The following is a 22,470-nucleotide window of genomic DNA, read 5'->3' as shown; positions in this document are numbered from 1 at the left end:
GATCGATGGTCAATCCCGACCTGCCCAACCTGCTCACCCTGCCCGATCTGCCCGGCCTCAGGAGTCCCCGTGCGTTCTGTTCCTGGTTTCCGCAAGAGCCGAAGATCCCCGCTTCCCGGTCTGCTCGCCGCGGCGGTGGGTGTGACGCTGGGCTTCGGCGCCGCGACCGCGCCCACCGCGTCGGCGGCCGCGGGTGGCGTCAAGGCCGTCACCCTCCACGTGGCGCCCACCGGCAGCGATCGCGCCAACGGCTCGGCGGCCAGGCCGTTCCGCACGGTCGAGCGAGCTCAGCAAGCCGCCCGCAAGGAGGCGCGCAAGCACCGGGCGAGACCCGTCGACGTCGTGGTGCACGCCGGTACCTACCGCCTGGACCGCACCCTGACGTTCGGCCCCGAAGACTCCGGCACGGACCGCGCCCCGGTCCGCTACCTCGCGGCACCCGGTGAACGCGTCGTCATCAGCGGCGGCCGCTCGCTGCGGCCGGACTGGAACTCGTACAACGACACCATCAAGGTGGCCGACATAGGCGCCGGGCTCGACTTCGACGGCCTCTTCCTCGACGGGGAACGCCAGGTTCTCGCCCGCTACCCCAACTACGACCCGAAGACGGCGATCCTGGGCGGCTACGCGGCCGACGCCATCTCGGCCCAGCGTGCCGCCCGCTGGAAGAACCCCACCACCGCACTCGTACGAGGCCTGCACCAGGGCGAGTGGGGCGGCAACTCCTACCGGGTCACCGGCCTGAAGGCCGACGGCACTCCGCAGCTCGACTGGGTGGGCGACAACAACCGCGGCAGCGGCCTGCACACCACGTACCGCATGGTGGAGAACGTCTTCGAGGAACTCGACGCCCCCGGCGAGTGGTTCTACGACAAACCGGCCGGCAAGCTCTACTTCTACCCTCCGAAGGGCGCCGATCCCGCCTCGGCGCACATCGAGACCGCCGAACTCGACGAACTCATCAGGGTGCAGGGCGGCGGACCGGACGACGTCGTGCACGATCTGAGCTTCTCGGGCTTCACGTTCGCCCGCACCCACCGCACCCTCTTCGACCAGCCGTACGAGAAGCTCCAGCTCGGTGACTGGGCGATCGCGCGCGCCGCGGCGGTTCACCTGAAGAACACCGAGAACGTCGCCGTGCGCGACTCGCTCTTCGACCAGGTCGGCGGCAACGCCCTCTTCGTCGACGGCTACAACCGCGAAGACACCGTCTCCGGCAACGAGTTCAGCCACTCGGGCGCCTCCGACGTCGCCGTGGTGGGCAACCGCGACGCCGTGCGCGAGCCGTCCACCTGGGACAGCATGCGCAAGACCATCACGGACACCACCCCCGGCCCGAAGTCCGAGAACTACCCGCGCGACATCCGCGTCAGCGACAACTACATGCACGACAACGGGCAGTTCGAGAAGCAGACCTCCGGCGTGCAGATCTCGATGAGCCGGCGCGTCACCGTCGACGGCAACACGATCCACGACGGGCCGCGCGCCTGCGTCGACATCAACGACGGCACCTGGGGCGGGCACGTCATCGAGAACAACGACATCTTCAACTGCGTCAAGGAGACCTCCGACCACGGGCCGATCAACTCCTGGGGCCGCGACCGGTTCTGGCCGCTGACCGCCGACGACGCGACGAAGAAGTCGTACGCGAAGCTCGACGCGATGGACACCACCGTCATCCGGCACAACCGGATCCGCCACTCCTCGCACTGGGACATCGACCTCGACGACGGCAGCTCGAACTACCTCATCGAGGACAACCTCCTCCTCAACGGCGGGGTGAAGCTCCGCGAGGGCTTCCACCGGACCGTGCGCAACAACATCTTCGTCAACGGCGGCGCCCACTTCCACGTCTGGTACGCGGACAGCGGCGACACGGTGGAGAGGAACATCTTCGTCACCGGCACCCCGTACAGCCTGATCCAGGCCGACATGGCAAAGAGCAGGCCGACCGTCGACAACAACCTGTTCTGGAACAACGGCAGGCCGGTCACCGGCGTGACCGACGCGTGGCGCGCCCTCGGCCTCGACACGCACTCGGTGACGGCCGACCCCAAGTTCACCGGGGCCTCGCCCTTCACCGACCCGAAGAAGCTCGACTACACGCTCCAGGCGGACTCCCCGGCCCGCACACTCGGCTTCCGCCCCTTCGCGATGGACGGCTTCGGAAAGGCCGGCAGCCCCACGCCGCCCCCGCTCGAGTGGGTCGACGAAACCCCGACCGACACGCTCGACGCCTTCCCGGAGCCGCTGCTCGGCGCGTCGGCGACGCGCATCTATTCGGACGCGGTCAAGTCGGCGACAGGACTGACCGACTACGACGGACTGCATCTGCCCACCGTCCCCACCGAGTCGGAGGCGTACCGGCAGGGCCTGCGCACGAACGACGTCATCCGGGAGATCGGCGGCAAGAAGGTCACCGGCCGCGACAGCTTCTGGAGCGTCTACAACCGCTCAGCACCGGGCACCGACGTCCCGCTGACGATCTGGCGCAACCAGGCGGCCATTCAACTGACCGTCCATAAGCCCGAGTCGGGCGAGCAGATCAACAACACGTCCGGGGTCGTGTACGCCGGTTCGGGCTGGGACTGGAAGAACGCGTCTCGCGGCGGTGCGGGCGGCTGGGCCGACGACGTGCATGCCACGCAGAACAAGGGCGACTCCTTCGAGCTCACGTTCAACGGCACGGCGATCGACGTCATCACCCAGATCAACAGCGACGAGGGGCAGGTCGACCTCTACGTGGACGGGCAGCCGGCGGGCACGATCGACAACTCGAGCCCCACGCGGCAGCATCAGCAGACCGTGTTCACCAAGTCGGGCCTGACGCCGGGCGAGCACACCATCAAGGGTGTGATGAAGACGGGCAGTTATCTGATCGTGGACAGCTTCAAGGTCCGCTAGGCCCGTCGGAGTCCGCCCTGCGGCCAGGGCCTCAGGCGGGAGCCACGTCCTCGTCGAGCAGAGGGAACAGCCGCGCGACGGCCGCGACCGCCACGGTGTCCGCCGGGCGCGTCGCGGCCACGTCGTGACGCGTCTGGAACTCTGTCATCAACTGGCGGACGGACGCGGCGAGTTGGGTCACCTCGTCGGGGCTGAGGCGCAGCACCGCGCTGAACGACTCGTCGTGACGCCACGCCGCCGGTGCCTGTTCCAGGTGAGCGAGGCGGCGCCGGTAGCTCTCGTCCTCCAGGCTGTGGGCCGGCGCGGTGAACTCCACTGCGCCGGCCTGGTCCGGCAGGTGGTCGGACTCCCAGCGCAACTGCCACGGACGCGCCCGTCCGTCCATGGGCGGCGCCTCCTCGATGAGGCCGTAGCGCGCGAGCTGGCGCAGGTGGAACGAGCAGAGGCCGGAGCTGTGGCCGAGCCGGGCGGCGGCCTCGGTGGACGTCACGGTGCCGACCTCGGCGAGCAGGTCGAGGAGCGCGATCCGGACCGGGTGGTCGGGCAGGGGTCGGCGCGTCGCTCCGTGCGGCGGGATCCACGGGCCGGGGCCGGGGCCGGGGCCGGGGCCGGGGCCGGGGCTGGGGCTGGGGCTGGAGCCGGGGCGGGGGCCGTGGCCGGTGGACGGTGCGGGCCGTTCCTTGTCACTCATTTTGCAAAGAGTGCTACTTTGCAAAGCAGTTGGTCAAGTCGGTCAAGTCCGCCGAGCCGGACCGGGACGCGCTCCGGTCCGGTCCTCCTTCGGCCTGCTCTGGAGGCGTCAACACCCATGGCTGTCCCGTTCAGTGACGCAACATCACGCGATTTCCGGATGAGAGTGCAGGGTGTCCCCGTGGACTCGTTCCCTGTGCTCCCGCCGGAGGTCGCGCGCGGAACGGTGCGCCGCATCACGGTCGTGGGGGAGGATGTTCTGCACCGCCGCTGCCGCGAGGTGACAGAGTTCGGAACCCCCGAACTGGCCCACCTCATCGACGACATGTTCGCGACGAACGCGGTCGCGGACGGCGCGGCCATCGCCGCCAACCAGATCGATGTGGACCTCCAGCTGTTCGTGTGGGACATCACGGACGACTGGGGCGTACGCCACGTCGGACACATCGCCAACCCCGTCCTCGACGAACTGCCCGCCGCACAACGCGTCCTGGCCGAGGAATCGGAGGGATGCCTGTCCGTCCCCGGCCCCTACAAGCTCGTACCCCGGCCGGACCACGCAGTCGTCCGAGGGCGTGACAAGGACGGCAATCTGCTGGTGATCGAAGGCCGCGGATACTTCGCGCGCTGCCTGCAACACGAGACGGACCACCTCTACGGCCGTACGTATCTGGACCGGCTCGCCCGGCGCGAACGGAAGGCGGCGCTGGATGAGATGGAGGCTATGAAGGGTGACGTGTTCGCCCGGCGCGCGGCCCGCGCGGCCGAGCTGGGCAAGTGAGCCCGGCCTGATCCAGGCGAAAGACCCTAGGATCGCGGCCATGGCGATGTTCGTACACCTGACCCCCCAGGCCAACGCGGCGCGCATCAGGCGGGCGGGTATCCGGGCCGTCAGCCGGCACCGCGACGGCGGGCGTGGCGTGTACTGCTTCCCCGTGCTCGCGTCGTACACGCTCACGCACCAGTGGCTGCGGGAGCTGGCACGGCACGGTGGGCCGCGCGGGCTTGTCGCCGTCCAGGTGCGGCTGCCGGACGACGAGCCGGTCACGGTGGGCCGGTACAACCGAGACCCGCTGGCGACGACGGCCGGCGACGCGGTGCGCCGGCTGGCCGCGATGGACGACCCGCGCGGGTGGGAGGTTTTCCTCCCCCGGGCGGTCACCAAGCGGGAGGTGCAGCGCGTCCGAGCCGTCCGTCAGGTGACCGGATGGCGCTACTTCCCCAACGCGCACGGCGTCGTGCCATGCACCTGCGCGGGCTGCCGGGTGCGCGGCGAGTACGGGTCCCGGCGGCTGCGTGAGCGCAGGCCGCACCCCGACGACGGCCCGCCGCCCCCGGCGCCGGTCCTGCTGCGACGGGTCGAGGCGGCCGGAGAGCCGGGCGACGCCACCGCTCTGTGCGAGGCGCTGCGCTGGTTCGGGCTGCGCCGGCGGGGTCCGGTCGCACGCCTGTCGCGGCTTGTCGACCACCCTGAGCCGGCGGTGCGCGAGGCTCTCGCCGACGCGGTCGCCGGCTGGTCGACACCGGGGGTCGACGCACTCCTCGAACGTCTCGCGGCCGACCCGGACGCCGACGTACGCGAGCTGGCGGCGGCCGTCGTCGAACGGCGGGAGGAGAGGCGTACTCCTCGATGAGTGGTGGTGGGAACACCAGGCGTGGCACGCTCTCCCTTTCGCGGCGTCGCGCCCGTCAGGATGGGCGTCATGAACGCACGCATCACCTTGATCACCGGAGCGACCCAGGGGCTGGGCCGTGGCATCGCCCTCGACCTCGCCGCGCGCGGCGAGACCCTCCTCCTGCACGGCCGTGACGCAGGCCGGCTCGAAGCGGTCGCCGCGGAGGCGCGGGCGGCCGCACCGGACACCACCGTCCGTACGTACCTCGCCGACCTCTCGGACCTCGACCAGGTACGCGCCATGGCGGACCGGATCCGCGACGCCGAACCCCGTCTCGACGTGCTGGTCAACAACGCGGTCGCCGGTGGCGGCGCGGAGCCGCTGCGGCGGGAGCTGAGCGCGCAGGGACATGAACTGCGGTTCGCCGTGAACCACTTGGCCCCGTACGCCCTGATCCGCGGCCTGCTTCCCTTGCTCGAGGCCTCCGCGCCCGCCCGCGTCGTCAACGTCGCCTCCCTCGGGCAGGAGCGCATCGACTTCGACGACGTCATGCTGGAGCGGGACTACGAAGGGCTGCGGGCGTACTGCCGCAGCAAACTCGCCCTGATCATGGCGACGTTCGAGCTGGGCGCGGAACTCGAAGGCACGGGTGTCACGGTCAACGCCCTGCATCCGGCGCATCTCATGGACACGGAAGGAGTGCGCGCGTACGGCCTCACCCCGGTGACGGGAATCGACGAGGGGGTACGCCCGACGGTGCGGCTGATCACGGACCCGGAGCTCGGGTCCACCACGGGCCGGTACTTCGACCGCTTCACGGACACCCGCGCCCACGAACAGGCCTACGACAAGGAGGCCCGTCGGCGCCTGATGGCCCTGACGGACGAGCTGACCGGGTACGGTCCGGCGGCATCGTGAACCGGACGCCGATGTCCCGGGACAGCGGGCCCGTCGGACACCGGCCGTCCCGGGACATCGTCCCCTCCTACTGGGTGGTTACGTGGACGTAGTCGACGACGAGCTGCTGGGGGAAGCTCGTGCTGCCGTCGGGGTCGCCCGGCCAGTAGCCGCCGACCGCGAGGTTGAGGATCAGGAAGAACGGCTTGTTGAACGCCCACTGGTTGCCGCCGACGTCGGCGGGCGTTCGGGTCTGGTAGACGTTGCCGTCGACCGACCACTTGACGGAGTTCGGCGCCCAGTCGACGGCGAACGTGTGGAATCCGTCCGCGAAGGCCTGCCCGCCGGGCAGCGTGTAGGCCGCGCCGATGCCGCCCGAGCCCGAGTATCCGGGGCCGTGCAGCGTGCCGTGGACCGTGCTGGGTTCGAAGCCGACGTTCTCCATGACGTCGATCTCGCCGCTGGCCGGCCAGCCGACGCTGCCGATGTCGTCCCCGAGCATCCAGAACGCGGGCCACATGCCCTGCCCGCGCGGCACCTTCATCCGGGCCTCGACATGACCGTAGGCCTGGGTGAACTTGCCCGAGGTGTTGAGCCGGGCCGAGGTGTACTCGCAACGCCCGTACCAGCACTGGTAGTTGTTCGGGTTCTCCTTGCGGGCCGTGATGACCAGGTTGCCCTGGCCGTCCAGCGCGGCGTTGCTGTTGCCCGCGGTGTAGTACTGCCGCTCATGGTTGTTGACGTTGTCGCCGGTCTCGATCTGCCACTTGCCGCCGTCGACGGCAGAGCCCGCTGCGCCGTTGAAATCATCGGTGAACGTGGCCGCGGCGGCGGCTTTCGCGGGACTGTCGATGGGCGCCGGGGCGGCGGACGCGCCGCTGGGCATCGCCGCCAGGCTCGCGGCGCAGCAGGCCAGGGAGGCGGCGTACAGGGAGGCGCGGCGGCGCCAGGATGAGCGCACGGTCATCACATCGCTTCACGTGGGGGGTCGTGTGGGAGGTCGCGTGCATGACAAAGAAGCAAGCGAAGCATCCGGAAGTGAACGCCGACGACGGCCACTTGAGGCACTTCCTTCACTTCTTGATTTAAAGGAGTGCCCATCGTGGCGTCAAGGCATTGGCGTGTACCAAGTGCAACGAGCGGCCCCGCAGGCGCCGTGGCCTGCGGGGCCGCCCGGTAGGCCGACGGCCCGGTTCAGCCGAGAAGCGCCAGGTCCTTGGCGATGCCGTTCCTCTGGATCTCGGCCTTCCGCACGCCGGCACCCGAACTGGGCGCGCGCACAGAGGAGGTGCTGGGAGCGATGCCCGCCGTCCCGATCACCGCGGCTTCGGGGCCACGGCCTCCAGAGCGTCGACGGAGCCGGACATGACGGTGCGCACGTGCTCGGTGAGGTGCTCGGTGGGCCAGTCCCACCACGCGAGGGAGAGCAGGCGCTCGACGTCCTCGTCGGAGTGACGGCGGCGGATGAGTTTCGCCGGGTTGCCGCCGACGATCCCGTAGTCGGGCACGTCGTCGACGACCACGGAACCCGAGGCGATGATCGCCCCGTGCCCGATGCGTACGCCGGGCATCACCGTGGTGCGGTAGCCGAACCACACGTCGTTCCCGACCACCGTGTCACCCCGGCCGGGCAGCCCGCTGATGAGATCGAAGTGGTCCGCCCACGAGCCGCCCATGATGGGGAAGGGGAACGTCGACGGGCCGTCCATACGGTGGTTGGCACCGTTCATGATGAACCGCACGCCCTCGCCCAGCGCGCAGAACTTCCCGATGACCAGCTTCTCCGGCCCGTAGTGGTACAGCACATTGCGCGTCTCGAAGGCGGTCGGGTCGTCAGGATCGTCGTAGTACGAGAACGCGCCGACCTCGATCAGCGGCGAGGTGACAAGCGGCTTGAGCAGCACGACCCGCGACTGCCCCGGCATCGGGTGAAGCACGGTCGGATCGGCGGGCACGAGCGACATGACGGGTCAACTTCCTCACGTGGTACGGGACGACGACGGACGGCCATGCTCTCAGCCGCGCCGGGTCTCCGACTCCAGCGCGGCCCGCGTCTCGGGACCGTACACACCGGCGTCCTCGTCGATGCCGCGGGCCGCCTGATAGCGGTGGACCGCGTCCGCGACATCGGTCGAGTACCTGCCGTCGGTCGGCCCCGTGTACAAGTTGATTTGGGTCAGCCGTCGTTGGAGGTCTTTGACCTGACCGCCGTGGCTGCCGGTGGACAGGACTCGGGCGCCGGACACCGGGCCGGCGGCGGAAGACACCGTGGGTGCGGGCGCGGAGGGCGTCGCGGAGGAGGATTTCGCCGAGGCGGACGCGGGTGCGGCCGCCGAGCTGGACGCCGTTTGGGAGGCCGCCGACGACGGGCTGGGGGAGCGGGTCGCGCGCGCCCCGCCGTTCTCGGGAGAAGGGTCCGCCGACCGCGACGAGACGGATCCGGACGGCGCGGGCACGGCGGAATCGTCCGCCGCCGACACGGTCCGGCTCGGGCCGGTCCCGGAGCTGAACACGCCACTCGCCACGGCGATGACGGCGGCCGCCCCGACACCCAACGCCGCGGTCCCGACGATCACCCACCGGCGCCTGAGGCGCGCGGGTGGCCGACGACCACGACCGGCGGCGACGACATGCTCCGAAGTCCGGACCGACGTGCCCTCGGCGGCCGGCCCGACCCCGACCGGCCCTTCGAAGAGCTGCAGATCCTCCCGGGCCACCGTCCCGGCGGACTGACCGGGCGGGGTCACCTGCCCGAACACCGGGTTCGCCGGCACCGCCGGTGCGGACGTCGCGCAGCCGCACGCCGGCTGCTGGTCGGCAATCGGTTCGGACCCGCACAAGGGGCATCGCTGTGCACTCACGTGAATGGCCCCTCCTCCGGGCGGCCACAGCATATGCGGTGATCAGGTGAAGCCCGACGGTGATGCCTGCCCGACCGTCACCTGACCGATGGAGCCCCGCTGCGGTCGGCCTTTGACGAGTGGATGTGCGAAATGGGTATCGCTCGATACAGTCGTCCCTTTACAACTGGTTGTGGGGACAACCGGAGCGCCTTGGGGAGGGCCTGCAACACATGAGTCGACGCTCCAGTGGCTCGGTCGGCGTCTGGGCTGAAATGCAGCGGCAGCAGCAGCGCCAGATGGAGGCCGAAGCCAGACGGCAGAGGCAGGAAGCGCAGCAAGCACGTGCCTATCAACGGCGAGCGATCCAGAACCACCGCGAGTACCGGCAGGCAGAGGCCCTGCGCCGAACTGAGGAACTGGACGCTCAAGTCGCGGCGCTGCAGGGTCTTCTGGCCTCGGGTTGTCATGCTCCGCCTTTCAAGGCTCCCTCTCTCATGCGCCCTGAAGAGGTCCAGCCCTTCGCTCCGGGCTCCTTGGCGCAGCCCGTGCCCATGCCGGACTTCAATCGCTACCAAACGCAGAGCGGGTGGACTGCCACTCGGCGGGCCCAGGCGCAGGCCGAGGCTCGGGCGCATTTCGAGAGGGACTGGCGGTCGGCCCAGGCGGCGGAGGCCCAACGGCAGCAACAGCTGGCGTCGTACCAGCGGGAGTACCAGCAGTGGGCCGATGCCCAACTGGCCGATGTCCGCCGGCACAACGCAGGCGTCGAAGAACTGACCGAAGCAGTCAGGCGCCGCGAACCCGACTCCGTGGTCGAGTACTTCTCCGCCGCTCTTTACGCCTCGACCGCATGGCCGGAGGGCTTCCCGCGTCAGGTGGCAGCCGCGTACGACTCGGCGGCTCGCCAGCTGGTGCTGGACTGGGAGTTGCCCGCCTACACCGTCGTCCCCGAGGTCAAGTCCGTTCGGTACATGTCCGGGTTGGACCAGGACAAGGAGACGTCCCGCCCAGTAGGCCAACGTCGGGCTCTGTACCGGGAAGTTCTCGCGCAGTGCATGCTGCTCGTTCTGCACGAACTCTTCTCCGCGGACGAGATGGGCACGCTCGAGGCGGTGACCTTGAACGGGTTCGTGGACGGGCACGACCCGACGACGGGCCGTCCGGGCCACATCTACCTGGCAACCGTCATGACGTCGGGCGCAACGTTCCGCGACCTGTACTTGGCCCAGGTGGACGCCGGCAGCTGCCTGTCCGACGCATTACGCGGGCAGCTCTCCGCTCGCCCCGATCAGCTCACGCCGGTACGGCCCGGTCGCCGGCCGCAGGAGGTCGGAAACCGCGTCGTCACGCATGGCAGCGACGAGGAACCCGACCTGTACGACATGGATCCGATCGCCTTCGAGGATCTCGTCGCCGAGCTCTTCCGGGCCATGGGGATGCAGGCGGTCACCACCCAACGCTCGAACGACGGCGGGGTGGATGTCGACGCTCTGGATCCGACACCCATCCGAGGCGGCAAAATCGTCGTGCAGGTGAAGCGCTACCGCAACACCGTGCCACCCACCGCCGTCCGCGACTTGTACGGAACCGTGCAGGACGCCGGCGCCAACAAGGGTGTCCTCGTGACGACATCAGGGTTCGGCCCGGGCTCGCACACCTTCGCCAACGGCAAGCCGCTGGAACTGATCTCCGGCAGCGAACTCGTCGACCTGTTGCATCGGCACGGCCTACGAGGGCGCCTGGGCGATGGCAACCGCCGCCCGGCAGCGCAGCCGACTCCGACGGTTGTGGACTTTCGACTGCCCGACGACTACAACATCCTGGGCATGTCGTGGACCGGAGGCGTCGCCCTGGATGTGTGTGCTCTCGTCTGCCGTGGCAGCAGCATCCTCAGTGACGATCACTTCGTCTTCTACAACAACCCGCACACGGCGGACGGCTCCGTACGCGTTCTGCCCCCGACCGCACCGGACAAGGCCGCCATCTGCGTCTCCTTCGACGAGTTGCCGTATGAGGCCGACCGGTTCGTACTCGTCGCCGCGATCGACCCGGAGGTGAACCCGGACGCCGATCTCTCCGGCTTCACGGACGCCTGCATCCGGCTGCTCGACCCGAGGCTGGCCGACCTGGGACGGCTTGAGGTCTCCGACGGCCGCCCGGGCGAAACCGCCTTGGTGCTCGGTTCCTTCCGCCGCAGACCGAACGGGAACTGGGACTTCGTCATGGGCGGCAAGGGCTACGCGGGTGGCCTGGAGCAGCTGGTTCAGGACTTCGGCATCGAGGTGGAGTAGACGAGGCGCGGCCCGTGCCGGGACTGAGCTTCGCCCAGGGGCGTGACGGCGCGGTGACCCGGGAGGCGCTGGCGTTGCGGATGTGCGTGGGTCCGGGTCTCGGACGTACCGTCGTGCACGTCAGCGCCAGACTCGCGTCTCACCGAAACGGCAGGAACGCTCCATGAGTACCACGCACTACGACGTCGTCGTCCTGGGCGCCGGGCCCGGTGGCTACACCGCGGCCGTGCGCGCCACCCAGCTGGGCCTTCGCGTGGCGGTCGTCGAGGAGAAGTACTGGGGAGGTGTCTGCCTGAACGTGGGCTGCATCCCGTCCAAGGCGCTCCTGCGCAACGCGGAACTCGCGCACATTTTCACGCAGCAGGCCTCGACCTTCGGCATCCACGTCGACGGGCAGGTCAGCTTCGACTACGGCGAGGCCTACCGCCGCAGCCGCAAGGTTGCCGACGGCCGGGTCGCGGGCGTGCACTACCTGATGAAGAAGAACGACATCACCGAGTACGACGGGCGTGGCACGTTCACCGACGACCACACGCTCCGGATCGACCTCACGGCCGGCGGCACCGAGACCGTCACCTTCGAGAACTGCATCATCGCGACCGGCGCCACCACCCGCCTCCTGCCGGGCACCGCCCTCAGCGACCGTGTGGTCACCTACGAGGAGCAGATCCTCTCCGAGACGCTCCCCGAGTCCATCGTCATCGCGGGCGCCGGAGCGATCGGCGTCGAGTTCGCCTACGTCCTGCACAACTACGGCGTCAAGGTGACCGTCGTCGAGTTCCTGGACCGCATGGTGCCGACCGAGGACGCCGACGTGTCCAAGGAACTCTCCCGACAGTACCGGAAGTTGGGCATCGAGGTGCACACCGGGACGCGGGTGGAGTCCATCGACGACAGCGACCCGGCGGCCAAGGTACGCGTCACGGTCTCCAAGGACGGACAGCAGCGCGTGATCGAGGCCGACAAGGTCCTCCAGGCGATCGGCTTCGCGCCCCGGACCACCGGATACGGGCTCGAGAACACCGGCGTACGGCTCACCGACCGCGGCGCGATCGACGTGGACGGACGCGGCCGCACCAACGTGCCCCACCTCTTCGCGATCGGCGACGTCACCGCGAAGCTGATGCTGGCACACGCGGCGGAGGCCATGGCGGTGATCGCCGCCGAGACGATCGGCGGCGCGGAGACCATGGAGGTCGACTTCACCATGATCCCGCGCGCCACCTACTGCCAGCCGCAGATCGCCAGCTTCGGCTGGACCGAGGCGCAGGCCCGCGAGCTCGGCTTCGACGTGAAGGTGGCGAAGTTCCCGTTCTCCGCGAACGGGAAGGCCCACGGCCTCGGTGAGCCGACGGGCTTCGTCAAGGTCATCAGCGACAACCGGTACGGCGAACTGCTCGGTGCCCACCTCATCGGCCCCGAAGTCACGGAACTCCTCCCGGAGTTGACGCTGGCTCAGCAGTGGGACCTGACCGTCCACGAGGTGGCCCGCAACGTGCACGCCCACCCGACGCTCGGCGAGGCCGTGAAGGAGGCGGTGCACGGGCTGGCCGGACACATGATCAACATGTGACGTGCGTCCGGGCGGCGGCCTCTCCGGTGGCCGGCCGGGTTTCCTCGGTCAAGTAACCAGTGAACCCTCGGCCGTCACGCGGTCGCGAGCGAGACCTCGGTCGACTTGATCAGGGCCACGACCGAGGAGCCGGGGGCCAGGGCCAGGTCGGTGACGGCGTCCTTGGTGATCGCGGACGTCAGTTCGCCGCCCTGGATGCTGACCTTGACGGAGGCCATGGCACCGCCCGCGACGACGTCGTCGACCGTCCCGGGGAGCTGGTTGCGGATGGACAGGCCCTCGACCGTGCCGGTGGCGAGGGAGACCTCCGTGGACTTGACCAGGGCGCGTACGGCGGATCCCTCGGCGAGGCCGAGGTCCTTGACGGCATCCAGGGTGATCGCCGCGGTGATGTCCTGGCCGCCGTCGAGGCGGACCGTGACTGTCGCCATGGCCTCACCGGCGGTGATGCCGGTAACGCTGCCGGGAAGCTGATTGCGGATGCTCAGGCTCATGCGGAACGCCTCACAGAAATGGTGTGGAATGTCAGGTTTTAGGCCTGCGTAGGCATCACCGTAGTCGGGTTGGGTGCAGCTGTGCGTGAGGCCCGTCGCATCTGCGAGGCATGGGGTGTGAGCGCCTGGCAGGTCGGAGGCGCCGACTCTGTAACGGGCTCCCGGGGCGCCGAGTCAGGCGGGGTACGCGTGCGTCTGCGCCGCCTTGACCGTGGCCCAGACCGGCGCGCCCGGGTGCAGGTTCAGCTCGGCGGCGGCGACCGTCGTGAGGTCGGCGGCGAGCTCGAGTTCACCCGTGAGGTCCGCGCGGATCTGATCCCCGTGGGTCTCGAGCCCGGCGACCTGGCAGTGCCACAGGTTCCGGGCGCTGGTGCCGGTGGGCCGGTCCCGGTACAGGGTCACGGCGATCGGCGGGAACGCCACGAAGGCGGGTCCCGACAGCTCCTCGCTGGTCGCGATCTCCGGCCCGGAGCCGACCCGCACCACGTGCCCGTCGGCCTGCCCCTTGTAGAGGTTCAGGCCGACCAGCTGGGCGATGTAGTCCGTACGAGGACGACGGGCGATGTCGGCGGGGGCGCCCTCCTGGACGACGTGCCCGTCCTCTATGACGACGAGCCGGTCGGCGAGCACCATCGCGTCCAGCGGGTCGTGCGTGACCAGTACCGCGACGGCCTCGAACTCGGCCAGGTGGCGCCGGAGTTGGGCGCGCACGTCGAGGCGGGTGCGGGCGTCGAGCGCGGCGAGCGGCTCGTCGAGGAGCAGCAGCCGGGGGCGGGTGGCCAGGGCGCGGGCCAGGGCCACGCGCTGGGCCTGGCCGCCGGACAGCCGGCGCGGCTTGGCGCCGTGGTGGTCGGCGAGGCCCATGCGGTCCAGCCACTGCGCGGCCTGATCGCGCGCCTCGGCCTTGGGCACGCCATGGCAGCGCGGGCCGAAGGCGACGTTGTCCAGGGCGCTCAGGTGGGGGAAGAGGAGGTAGTCCTGGAAGACCACGCCGACCGGCCGGGATTCGGTCGCCGTACGGTCCAACGCGGCGCCGTCCAGGTGCAGATGACCACCCGTCAGAGGCGTGAGTCCCGCCAGGGCGCGCAGGGCGGTGGTCTTGCCGGCGCCGTTCGGTCCGAGGAGCGCGACCACGTCGCCCGGGGCCACGCTCAGGGCGACGTCGAGGCGGAAGGTGCCGCGGTCGACGACGAGGTGGGCGTCCAGGCCTTCGGCGCGGATGTCGTCGGCGGGGACGCCACCGGTGGCCTGGTCGATGTGCGTCATGGGGCGGTCATCCGGTGGTCGGACGGTCCGGCGGGGACCGTGAGGGGGAGAGCGGGGCCGGTCATGAGGCCGTCATCCAGCGGTCCCGCAGTCCCGCGAGGACCGCGATCGACACGGCGAGCAGCACCAGGCTGAGGGCGATCGCGGCGGCCGGGTCGTTCTGGAGCGCCAGGTACACGGCCAGTGGCATGGTCTGCGTACGGCCGGGGAAGTTGCCCGCGAAGGTGATGGTCGCGCCGAACTCGCCGAGCGCGCGTGCCCAGGCGAGGACAGCGCCCGCTGCGATGCCCGGCATGATCAGCGGCAGCGTCACCCTGCGGAACGCCGTGAAGCGGGAGGCGCCCAGCGTCGTGGCGGCTTCCTCGAACCGCGGATCGGCAGCCCGCAGCGTGCCCTCCACGGAGATGACGAGGAACGGCATCGCCACGAACGACTCCGCGACCACGACCCCCGCCGTGGTGAACGGCAGCGTGATCCCGAACCACGAGTCCAGCAGCTGCCCGACGACACCGTTGCGCCCGAGCGCCAGCAGCAGCGCCACACCGCCCACCACCGGTGGCAGTACGAGCGGCAGCGTCACCAGGGCCCGGACGAAGCCGCGCCCGGGGAATTCCGTGCGCGCGAGCAGCCAGGCCAGCGGCACCCCGAGGACCAGGCTCACCGCCGTGGCCGCCGTCGCGCAGATCAGCGACAGCTGGAGCGCCTGCCAGACCTCCGGACTTGTCAGCTGGTCCGGCAGGCTGCGCCAAGGGGCCCGCACGAGCAGGGCGATCAGGGGCAGCAGCAGAAACGCGAGGCCGACGAGGGCGGGCAGCAGAAGCGGGAGGGGCACCCCGCGTCCTCGGGCGCCGGTCCGGGCACGCCGACGCCGCGGCCCGGCCCCACGGGTGTCGCCACCCCTGAGGACCTCGGCCGCGGCCCCGGACTTGTCGAGCTCGGTCACGGCTTGAGGAACCCTGCCGCCGTCAGGACCTTCTGGCCCTCGGGGGACTGCACGAGCGCGATGAACTCCTTGGCCGCTTCGGCGTTCGGCGCGTCCTTCAGGAGAGCGATCGGGTAGTCGTTGATGGCGTCGGCGGACTCGGGGAACTCGACGCCCTCGACCTTGTTGCCCGCGGCCTTCACGTCGGTCTTGTAGACGACGGCGGCGTCGGCCTCCTTCAACTCCACCTTCGTCAGGGCGCTCTTGACGTCCTGCTCGTACGAGGCCGGAGTGAGCTTCAGCTTGCTGGCGTCCAGCGCCTTCTGTGCGGCGGCGCCACACGGCACCGTCTTGTCGCAGAGCACGACCTTGAGGTCGGACTTGGTGAGGTCCTTGAGGGAGGCGACCTTGTCGGGGTTGCCCGGCAGGGTCGCGATCTCCAGCTGGTTGCGCACGAACGTCGACGGGGCGGTGGCTGTGCCCTTCCCGTCCTTCTTGTCCGTCACGATCGCCATCGTCTTGGGGCTGGCGGCGGCGAACACGTCGGCCGGCGCGCCACCGGTGATGCTGGCGGCGAGGGTGTCGCTACCGCCGAAGCTGAACGTCACCTTCGTGCCTGGGTGCGCCTTCTCGAAGTCCTTGCCCAGGGTTGTGAAGCTCTCCTTGAGCGAGGCGGCGGCGAAGACGGTCACCGTGCCCGTGAGCTTCTTGGAGGAGTCCGCGGACGCCGAGGAGGAAGAGTCCTTCTTGGAGGACGAGTCCGAGCCGGAGGAGCAGGCGCTCAGGGCCAGCAGCGCGGCGACGCCTACGCCGGCCACCTGCAGGGTCCGGCGGGTCCGGCGCGCGTAACGGGTCATCACGGGGTTACTCCCTAGGGCTCTCTGGAGAAGAATCGGGCTGATTCTCCGCGAAGCGTCCGGCGGACACTTCAAGGACTTTCGACGACCACGTTGGTCGATTTGATCACGGCGACGGCAGGCACACCGGGTTCCAGCTCCATCTCCTCGGCCGACTCCCGGCTGACCATGGCCACGACCCGGAAGGGTCCGGCCTGGATCTCCACCTGCGCCGACACATCCCCGAGGATCACCTCGGTGACGATGCCGGAAAGGCGGTTGCGCGCCGAGGATCCGTTGTTCGTCCGCTCGGTGCGGTGCAGCTCCCGGGCGAAGGACGCCAGGTCCGGCCCGGGGATGATCCGGCGGCCCAGCTCGTCACGCTCGGCATGCAGCTTCCCGCCGTCGACCCAGCGCCGAAGGGTGTCGGCGCTGACGCCCATCAAGGCGGCCGCCTCCCCGATCCGGTAGGTGCGCATGCACGGATCATACTGCCGCAGATGCGAGGCGTAAGTCTCTTGTCACATCGCATGAGCTGGATCATGTGCGGACAGGGTTAGCATGTGCGTTTGTATGAGAGTGCTCAGGCCGCGGCCCGGGTACGGTCATGCGGGAGGTGGTAGTCCGTGCGTCAATCCCTTACGGCCGCCGGCCCGGTGGCAGAGCTCGCCCTGACCGGCGATGTCGCGCGCCCGGCCCGGCTGACGGTGCCCGATCTGCTCGACTGGCCGCAGCACGCGGCCCGGGTCAGCTTCGAGTGCGCCACCAGCGGCGTCCAGGAGCACAGCTTCGCCGGCCCGCTGCTGCACGACGTCCTGCACGACGCGGGACCCGGCTTCGACCCAGCCCGGCGCAAGGACCGCCTGCGGTTCCTGATCGCGGTGAGCGGAGCCGACGGCCATCACGCCCTGCTGTCCTGGGCGGAGATCGACCCGGACTTCGGGCAGGCACCCGTCCTGCTCGCCGTCACCATCGACGACACGCCCCTCGACCGGGCCGGCCCCCAGCTCGTCCTGCCCCAGGACCGCTGCGGGGCGCGGCACATCAGCGGCATCAACGCGATCCGCGTGGACGGCCGCTACACGTCGTGGGCGTGACAGGGGGAGAGCGCCACCGGCACACCGGACCCGGGCGAATACCGGCGGCCGGTACGCGGTCGACCGGGCCCTGCGCGGCGGTCAGTTGGCGGGCGCGCACACCTACTCCCCTTCGGCCGGCGACTCCTGAGGCTTGGTCGACCAGTGACGCCCGAGGCCGATGAGACGGCCGCCGCCCGCAGACGTCAGGTGCGGTCGATGTGCACGTTCGTCGACTTCACGCGGGCGGTGGCCTCCGCGCCGACCTCAAGCCCCAGCTCCTCCACGGCCTCACGCGTGAGCAGCGACACCAGCCGGTGAGGGCCCGCCTGGATTTCCACCTGGGCCGCCACATCGCCCAGCTTCACGGCAGTGACGATGCCGGGGAAGGCGTTGCGCGCGGAGGTGTACGAGATGTCGTCCTCGCCGCCGGTCCTGGCGACCTCGACCGAGAGGGCGGCCAGGTCCCTGCCGTCGATGAGCCGCCGCCCACCCGCGTCACGGTGGGTGGCCACTCTGCCCGCATCGGCCCATCGGCGCGCGGTGTCCGGGCTCACGCCGAGTAGCCGCGCGGCCTGGCCGATCGTGTAGGACTGCATACGCGTCAAGATAGACGAAGACTCAGGTGAGCCCGTCCTCGGCGAGTCGCATCGTGAACCACAGCGCGGGGTCCTCCGGCAGCACGTAGCGCTCCACTTCCACGAACCCGTGCTTCTCCGCGAACCGCACCCCGGCCACGTTGGACGCCAGGATCACCGTCTCGATGACGGCGGCGTCCAGTGTCCGCGCGTGCTCCAGGCCGTGCCGGTAGAGCACTTCGCCGAAGCCCTGCCGCCGGTGGTCGGGAAGGACGCGGGCGATCACTGTGGCTGTGGCGGTGTCGTCCGTCGGCGGGCGCACCGTCGTGCAGCCCACGAGGGTGTCGCCGAGATAGGCGATTTCCAGATGGTTGCGCCCCACCCGCTCGCGCACGTCGTCGAGGGACAGCGGGTCGGCCGGGATGATCAGGTTGTGGACGTGACGCCAGTCTTCGATCAGGGCGTCGCCCTGCACCTTCTCAATGCGCAGATCAGTCATCGCAGCAGGAAATCGTGCGCATCGCCGAACGTCAACTGCATATCGGCGTCCGGCAGTCGGTGATCGGGCGACTTCTTTCCGGCCTGGAGGGGTGCGGTGGCGCGGCGCTGCTTCAGCGTGTCGTTTCCGCGGGCGGGTCGTCGGTCCCGGTCCCGGTGTCCGGTTCGTCGGTGAGGGACTGTTCGGCCCAGATGATCTTCCCTTCGAGGGTGTAGCGCGCTCCCCAGCGCTGGGAGAACTGGGAGACGAGAAACAGCCCGCGCCCGCCCTCGTCGGTGGTGCGGGGGTGGCGCAGATGCGGAGCGCTGGCGCCCGCGTCGGACACCTCGCAGATCAGCGCCCGTTCGACGATCAGGCGCAGCCGGATCGGCCCGGAGGCGTACCGGATCGCGTTGGTGACGAGTTCGCTGACGACGAGTTCCGTGGTGTAGGCGAGTTCGTCGAGCCCCCATTCGGACAGCTGCCGGGTGACCTTCTTGCGTGCCTCGGCGACGACCGCCGGGTCGCTCTCCAGATCCCACGACGCGACCTGGCCGGCGCCGAGACGGTGGGTGCGGGCCATCAGCAGGGCCACATCGTCGATCTGGCGCGCGGGCACCAGCGCGTCGACGACGGCCACGCAGCGGCCCTCCAGGGACGGGCCGCGCAGCTCCAGGGCATTGCGCAGGCGCTCCCTGCCCGCGTCGAGGCCGGGCTCGCGGCCGGGTTCCCGTGGGTCGACGGCGAGCAGTCCGTCGGTGTGCAGCGCGAGCACAGTGCCTTCCGCGAGGGAGAACTCGGCCGCCTCGAAGGGCAGACCGCCCGTGCCGAGCGCAGGCCCGACCGGGAGGTCGGGGAAGGAGACCGTGCCGTCGGGGGTCACGAGCGCGGGCGGGGGATGCGCGGAGCTGGCCATGGCGCACTGGCCGCTGACCGGGTCGTACACCACGTACAGACAGCTGGAGCCCACGGCCTGGACCGCGCTGAGGGCGTCGTCCTCGCGCGCGCCCCTGCTGACCAGGTCGTCAAGGTGGGCCAGCACCTCCTCCGGCGGGAGGTCCAGATCCGCGAGCGTCTGGACCGCGGTGCGCAGCCGTCCCATGGCGGCGGCGCCGTCGATGCCGTGGCCGGGGACGTCGCCCACGACGAGGGCGACCCGGGCGCCGGACAGCGGGATGACGTCGAACCAGTCGCCGCCGAGGCCCGTCAGCTCGTCCGCGGGCCGGTAGCAGGCGGTGACGTCCACCGCGTTCTGCTCGGGCAGATGGCTCGGCAGCAGACTCCGCTGAAGCACCAGCGCGGCGTCGCGTTCGCGTGTGTAGCGGCGGGCGTTGTCCACGCAGATCGCGGCCCGGGCGACGAACTCCTCCGCGAGCGCCAGATCGTCCGCGTCGAACGGGTCGGGGCGGTCCCGCCGGAAGAAGCTGGTGACGCCCATCGTGATGCCGCGCGAGCGGATCGGCACGATCATCATCGAGTGCAGCCCGAGCTCCATGAGGGAGGCCGCCGGGCGGCCCGTGTGGGCCGCCGCCCAGTCCTCGGCCCGGGGGCCGACCTGCTCCTCGTGCCAGGACTCGCCGCTGGTCAGGACGCGGACGGGGGGTGAATCCGCGTGATAGTGGACCGTCTCGCCGATGCGGACGACGGTCTCGGGGACGCCGTCCCGCACTGACCGGTGGCCCGCGCGCCGCAGCACCACCATCTCGGAGTCGCTCGGCGGCCCCGGCGTCGGCTCGCCCCCTTCGAGCACCGACTCCAGCAGATCCACGGCGACGAAGTCCGCGATGCCGGGCACCGCCACATCGGCCAGTTCCTGCCCGGTCTGCAGGACGTTCAGACTCCGGCCGATGTGCTCACCTGCCCGGTCCAGGAGGGCGAGCCGCTGCCGGGCCAGATAGCGGTCGGTGATGTCCATCGCCGTGTAGTACACGCCCAGTGGGTGCCCGTTGTCGTCGCTGAGCGGCGAGAACGACATGGCGTGGGCGACCTGGCGGTGCGGCTCGGACTGTACGCGGCCCACTTGCTCGTAGCTCACGATCGCTTCGCCCGTCTCCAGGACCTCGCGCATCTTCGCTTCGAGCCGCTCGGAGTCGAGCCCGGGCTGGATGTCCGCCAGCCTGCGACCGATACGGTCCTGCGCCGGACCGCCGCCGAACTGTTCCAGCGCCTCGTTCGACCACACGTACCGCAGATCCGTGTCCACGATGGCGATCCCCAAGGGGGAGCGCGTGGCCATCTGCTCGAGGACGGAGCGACTCATGTTCCATCCCGGCGCCCCCGTCAGGTCCGTCACGAGCGCGATCCAGCGCTCGGACCCCGGGCTGAGCTGCGCCTCGACGACGCGCACCATCAGGGTGACCGAGTGGCCGTCGCGGTGCCTCGCCGTCAGGATCCCGGACCAGCCGCCGCCCCTCCTGCATCGCTCGCTGAGCGCGGGAACCCGGGCCGCGTCCGCGGGCAGCAGCAGCTCGGCCACCTTCCGGCCCACGACCTCGGCGGCCGCGTACCCCAGCAGCCGCCCGGCTCCGCCCGACCAGCCGGACACCACCCCGTGCGGGTCGAGCAGCACCGGCGCGGCGTCCGCCACGTCGGAACGCTGCTCGGTGGCATCGCTGTGCTCGCTCGTCCCCACGGCGCCCCGCTCCGTCCTGAAGGTGGCTTCCCCCTCTCGTCCATTCTTCACCTCGTGTGACGATGGCGGCAGCTGTTCGCCACCCGCACGCCTCCGCCGCCGGGAAAATCCGGGGCGCCCGCCGAGGTTCCTTGCGAGGATGACCGCCCGTCGTACCCGCTTCGAAGGGAATTCACGTGCCCCGCGCCGTCTCGCTGATCCGCTCGTCCTCGCTGTCCGACGTCGCCGAGTACGCCTACGCGGCCACCGCGCCCGCCGAAGCGCGGCTGATCTTCCTCGCGGGGGCCTGTCCGCTGAACGAGGACGGCTCGACGGCGGCCGTCGGCGACTACGCCGGACAGGCGGCCAAGGCCGTGGAGAACATGCGGACGGCGCTCACCGAGTCCGGCGCCACGCTCGGCGACGTCATCAGCACCCGCGTCCTCGTCGCGTCCACACGCCAGGAGGACCTGGTGACTGCGTGGGAGGTGGTGCGCGACGCGTTCGGCGACCATGACGTCCCCAGTACGTTGATGGGGGTCACGGTGCTCGGGTACCACGACCAGCTCGTGGAGATCGAGGGCGTCGCGGCGGTACTGGACTCCTGACGGGGCGGGCCGGTCGCGGGTGGCCGCACGGGCCGGTTCCATGGGCGGCGGCCACGCCACTAGAGTGCGTCCATGCCCGGTGAAATGCTGCCAGACCGCCGCGAACTGCGTGCGTCGCACGAGGAGCGCGACCAGGTCGTTGAGCGGCTGACCGTCGCCGCCGGTGACGGCCGGCTGACCGCGGACGAGCTGGACGAACGGCTCGAGGCCGCGCTGACGGCCCGTACCCACGGTGAGCTGGCGGCCCTGCTCGCCGACCTGCCGGACGCCGGTCCCGCGTGGGCCGCCGGGGTCGCGGCCGCGACCCCGAAAGACGTGTCGCGGATCGTCGTCGACAGTGCGAGCGCGAAGCGGGACGGCGGCTGGGTGGTCCCGAGGCGTCTGGAGATCGAGTCGAGGAGCGGTTCCGTCGTGCTCGACTTCACCGAGGCCGTCATAGCGGCGCCCACCCTGGAGATCGAGGTCGCGGTGCGCAGCGGGTCGGTGACGCTGCTGGTGCCACCGGACGTCGTCGCCGACGTCGACGATGTGGCCGTTCGCGGCGGCAGCGTGCGCCATCAGGCGCGGCCCGAGCCCGCGACGCCGGTCCGCCTGCGCATCCGGATGACGGGTGAGGTCGACAGCGGCAGCGTCACCATACGGCCGCCCAGGCCGCCCCGCCGCGGCTTCTGGCAGTGGCTGCTGCGGCGCCCGCGACCGGTGGCGGCGCTCCCTCGCTGACCGGGACCCCGGTGGGACGTACGGATCATGGTCCGTCCCCGGAGGCTAGGGTCGGCCCGAGCGTTCG

The 22,470-nt window shown here is 70.4% G+C and carries 22 protein-coding genes; 10 read left to right on the top strand and 12 right to left on the bottom strand.

All coding sequences use genetic code 11. The features are described from left to right. Positions 1–69: 69 nt before the first annotated feature. The gene (locus CG723_RS18710) at positions 70–2,904 is read left to right on the top strand and encodes a right-handed parallel beta-helix repeat-containing protein (protein WP_234374380.1); all 2,835 of its coding nucleotides are present in this window, start codon (positions 70–72) and stop codon (positions 2,902–2,904) included. Positions 2,905–2,935: 31 nt separating this feature from the next. Here CG723_RS18710 and CG723_RS18705 read toward each other — a convergent pair whose 3' ends face one another. Further along, positions 2,936–3,595 carry an ArsR/SmtB family transcription factor gene (locus CG723_RS18705; RefSeq protein WP_100594569.1) on the bottom strand — a complete coding sequence of 220 codons (660 nt, stop codon included), beginning with the start codon at positions 3,593–3,595 and terminating at the stop codon, positions 2,936–2,938. A gap of 117 nt (positions 3,596–3,712) precedes the next feature. On the opposite strand from CG723_RS18705, the gene def reads away from it, so the two are divergent. The 3 genes from def to CG723_RS18690 all read left to right on the top strand — a co-directional run bounded on the left by def (position 3,713) and on the right by CG723_RS18690 (position 6,128). After that, positions 3,713–4,375, top strand: coding sequence for a peptide deformylase (def, locus tag CG723_RS18700; RefSeq protein ID WP_442802569.1), 663 nt, complete (start codon positions 3,713–3,715; stop codon positions 4,373–4,375). Between the two features lie 40 nt (positions 4,376–4,415). Continuing rightward, positions 4,416–5,228, top strand: coding sequence for a HEAT repeat domain-containing protein (locus CG723_RS18695; RefSeq protein ID WP_199841809.1), 813 nt, complete (start codon positions 4,416–4,418; stop codon positions 5,226–5,228). Between the two features lie 69 nt (positions 5,229–5,297). Continuing rightward, complete coding sequence (locus CG723_RS18690; protein ID WP_100594567.1) at positions 5,298–6,128, top strand: SDR family NAD(P)-dependent oxidoreductase; 831 nt, start codon at positions 5,298–5,300, stop codon at positions 6,126–6,128. A 67-nt stretch (positions 6,129–6,195) separates the two neighbouring features. Here the strand turns inward: CG723_RS18690 and CG723_RS18685 are convergent, their stop codons facing one another. The 3 genes from CG723_RS18685 to CG723_RS18675 form a co-directional block, all read right to left on the bottom strand. Next, on the bottom strand, positions 6,196–7,074 hold the full coding sequence (locus CG723_RS18685; RefSeq protein ID WP_100594566.1) for a glycoside hydrolase family 16 protein: 879 nt from the start codon (positions 7,072–7,074) through the stop codon (positions 6,196–6,198). A 349-nt stretch (positions 7,075–7,423) separates the two neighbouring features. Then, positions 7,424–8,071, bottom strand: a complete 648-nt coding sequence (locus tag CG723_RS18680) for a CatB-related O-acetyltransferase (RefSeq protein ID WP_100594565.1) — start codon at positions 8,069–8,071, stop codon at positions 7,424–7,426. Positions 8,072–8,122: 51 nt separating this feature from the next. Then, complete coding sequence (locus tag CG723_RS18675) at positions 8,123–8,374, bottom strand: peptidoglycan-binding domain-containing protein (protein WP_100594564.1); 252 nt, start codon at positions 8,372–8,374, stop codon at positions 8,123–8,125. A gap of 1 nt (position 8,375) precedes the next feature. Here CG723_RS18675 and CG723_RS18670 point away from each other — a divergent pair, with 1 nt between their 5' ends. From CG723_RS18670 to lpdA, 3 genes are all read left to right on the top strand, one after another. After that, positions 8,376–8,840 carry a hypothetical protein gene (locus tag CG723_RS18670; RefSeq protein WP_100594563.1) on the top strand — a complete coding sequence of 155 codons (465 nt, stop codon included), beginning with the start codon at positions 8,376–8,378 and terminating at the stop codon, positions 8,838–8,840. A gap of 340 nt (positions 8,841–9,180) precedes the next feature. Then, positions 9,181–11,241: a restriction endonuclease gene (locus CG723_RS18665; RefSeq protein WP_199841815.1), complete on the top strand. Its 2,061-nt coding sequence runs from the start codon at positions 9,181–9,183 to the stop codon at positions 11,239–11,241. A gap of 163 nt (positions 11,242–11,404) precedes the next feature. Next, positions 11,405–12,814, top strand: coding sequence for a dihydrolipoyl dehydrogenase (gene lpdA / locus CG723_RS18660; protein WP_100594561.1), 1,410 nt, complete (start codon positions 11,405–11,407; stop codon positions 12,812–12,814). Between the two features lie 74 nt (positions 12,815–12,888). Here the strand turns inward: lpdA and CG723_RS18655 are convergent, their stop codons facing one another. The 5 genes from CG723_RS18655 to CG723_RS18635 all read right to left on the bottom strand — a co-directional run bounded on the left by CG723_RS18655 (position 12,889) and on the right by CG723_RS18635 (position 16,811). Beyond that, the gene (locus CG723_RS18655; RefSeq protein ID WP_100594560.1) at positions 12,889–13,308 is read right to left on the bottom strand and encodes a TOBE domain-containing protein; all 420 of its coding nucleotides are present in this window, start codon (positions 13,306–13,308) and stop codon (positions 12,889–12,891) included. Between the two features lie 174 nt (positions 13,309–13,482). Then, entirely contained in the window at positions 13,483–14,574 is a 1,092-nt protein-coding gene (locus CG723_RS18650; protein ID WP_100594559.1) for an ABC transporter ATP-binding protein, read from the bottom strand. A gap of 61 nt (positions 14,575–14,635) precedes the next feature. After that, positions 14,636–15,517, bottom strand: a complete 882-nt coding sequence (modB, locus tag CG723_RS18645; RefSeq protein WP_100594558.1) for a molybdate ABC transporter permease subunit — start codon at positions 15,515–15,517, stop codon at positions 14,636–14,638. After that, positions 15,514–16,353, bottom strand: coding sequence for a molybdate ABC transporter substrate-binding protein (gene modA / locus CG723_RS18640; protein WP_100594557.1), 840 nt, complete (start codon positions 16,351–16,353; stop codon positions 15,514–15,516). The genes modB and modA overlap by 4 nt, the downstream gene beginning before the upstream one ends. Positions 16,354–16,424: 71 nt before the next feature. Continuing rightward, positions 16,425–16,811, bottom strand: a complete 387-nt coding sequence (locus tag CG723_RS18635) for a TOBE domain-containing protein (protein ID WP_199841808.1) — start codon at positions 16,809–16,811, stop codon at positions 16,425–16,427. Between the two features lie 147 nt (positions 16,812–16,958). Between CG723_RS18635 and CG723_RS18630 the strand changes: the two genes are divergently transcribed. Beyond that, entirely contained in the window at positions 16,959–17,429 is a 471-nt protein-coding gene (locus CG723_RS18630) for a molybdopterin-dependent oxidoreductase (RefSeq protein WP_100594556.1), read from the top strand. Between the two features lie 185 nt (positions 17,430–17,614). Here the strand turns inward: CG723_RS18630 and CG723_RS18625 are convergent, their stop codons facing one another. The 3 genes from CG723_RS18625 to CG723_RS18615 form a co-directional block, all read right to left on the bottom strand. Further along, entirely contained in the window at positions 17,615–18,007 is a 393-nt protein-coding gene (locus CG723_RS18625) for a TOBE domain-containing protein (RefSeq protein ID WP_100594555.1), read from the bottom strand. A 22-nt stretch (positions 18,008–18,029) separates the two neighbouring features. After that, positions 18,030–18,485, bottom strand: a complete 456-nt coding sequence (locus CG723_RS18620; RefSeq protein WP_100594554.1) for a GNAT family N-acetyltransferase — start codon at positions 18,483–18,485, stop codon at positions 18,030–18,032. Positions 18,486–18,597: 112 nt separating this feature from the next. Then, the gene (locus CG723_RS18615; RefSeq protein WP_234374379.1) at positions 18,598–21,096 is read right to left on the bottom strand and encodes a SpoIIE family protein phosphatase; all 2,499 of its coding nucleotides are present in this window, start codon (positions 21,094–21,096) and stop codon (positions 18,598–18,600) included. Between the two features lie 176 nt (positions 21,097–21,272). Between CG723_RS18615 and CG723_RS18610 the strand changes: the two genes are divergently transcribed. Both CG723_RS18610 and CG723_RS18605 read left to right on the top strand, forming a co-directional pair. Next, the gene (locus CG723_RS18610) at positions 21,273–21,683 is read left to right on the top strand and encodes a RidA family protein (RefSeq protein ID WP_100594553.1); all 411 of its coding nucleotides are present in this window, start codon (positions 21,273–21,275) and stop codon (positions 21,681–21,683) included. A 72-nt stretch (positions 21,684–21,755) separates the two neighbouring features. Continuing rightward, a complete protein-coding gene (locus CG723_RS18605) occupies positions 21,756–22,403 on the top strand; it encodes a DUF1707 SHOCT-like domain-containing protein (protein ID WP_234374378.1) in 648 nt (215 codons plus the stop codon). Positions 22,404–22,470 lie beyond the last annotated feature (67 nt).

Source organism: Streptomyces sp. CB01635 (assembly GCF_002803065.1).
Taxonomy (GTDB): Bacteria; Actinomycetota; Actinomycetes; order Streptomycetales; family Streptomycetaceae; genus Streptomyces.
This window is presented reverse-complemented; position numbering and strand designations above follow the sequence as displayed.

Coding starts and splice junctions, on each gene's coding strand:
- CG723_RS18705 (WP_100594569.1), bottom strand. CDS start 3,595: ATGAGTGACAAGGAACGGCCCGCACCGTCCACCGGCCACGGCCCCCGC.
- def (WP_442802569.1), top strand. CDS start 3,713: ATGGCTGTCCCGTTCAGTGACGCAACATCACGCGATTTCCGGATGAGA.
- CG723_RS18695 (WP_199841809.1), top strand. CDS start 4,416: ATGGCGATGTTCGTACACCTGACCCCCCAGGCCAACGCGGCGCGCATC.
- CG723_RS18690 (WP_100594567.1), top strand. CDS start 5,298: ATGAACGCACGCATCACCTTGATCACCGGAGCGACCCAGGGGCTGGGC.
- CG723_RS18685 (WP_100594566.1), bottom strand. CDS start 7,074: ATGACCGTGCGCTCATCCTGGCGCCGCCGCGCCTCCCTGTACGCCGCC.
- CG723_RS18680 (WP_100594565.1), bottom strand. CDS start 8,071: ATGTCGCTCGTGCCCGCCGATCCGACCGTGCTTCACCCGATGCCGGGG.
- CG723_RS18665 (WP_199841815.1), top strand. CDS start 9,181: ATGAGTCGACGCTCCAGTGGCTCGGTCGGCGTCTGGGCTGAAATGCAG.
- lpdA (WP_100594561.1), top strand. CDS start 11,405: ATGAGTACCACGCACTACGACGTCGTCGTCCTGGGCGCCGGGCCCGGT.
- CG723_RS18655 (WP_100594560.1), bottom strand. CDS start 13,308: ATGAGCCTGAGCATCCGCAATCAGCTTCCCGGCAGCGTTACCGGCATC.
- CG723_RS18650 (WP_100594559.1), bottom strand. CDS start 14,574: ATGACGCACATCGACCAGGCCACCGGTGGCGTCCCCGCCGACGACATC.
- modA (WP_100594557.1), bottom strand. CDS start 16,353: ATGACCCGTTACGCGCGCCGGACCCGCCGGACCCTGCAGGTGGCCGGC.
- CG723_RS18635 (WP_199841808.1), bottom strand. CDS start 16,811: ATGCGCACCTACCGGATCGGGGAGGCGGCCGCCTTGATGGGCGTCAGC.
- CG723_RS18625 (WP_100594555.1), bottom strand. CDS start 18,007: ATGCAGTCCTACACGATCGGCCAGGCCGCGCGGCTACTCGGCGTGAGC.
- CG723_RS18620 (WP_100594554.1), bottom strand. CDS start 18,485: ATGACTGATCTGCGCATTGAGAAGGTGCAGGGCGACGCCCTGATCGAA.
- CG723_RS18605 (WP_234374378.1), top strand. CDS start 21,756: ATGCCCGGTGAAATGCTGCCAGACCGCCGCGAACTGCGTGCGTCGCAC.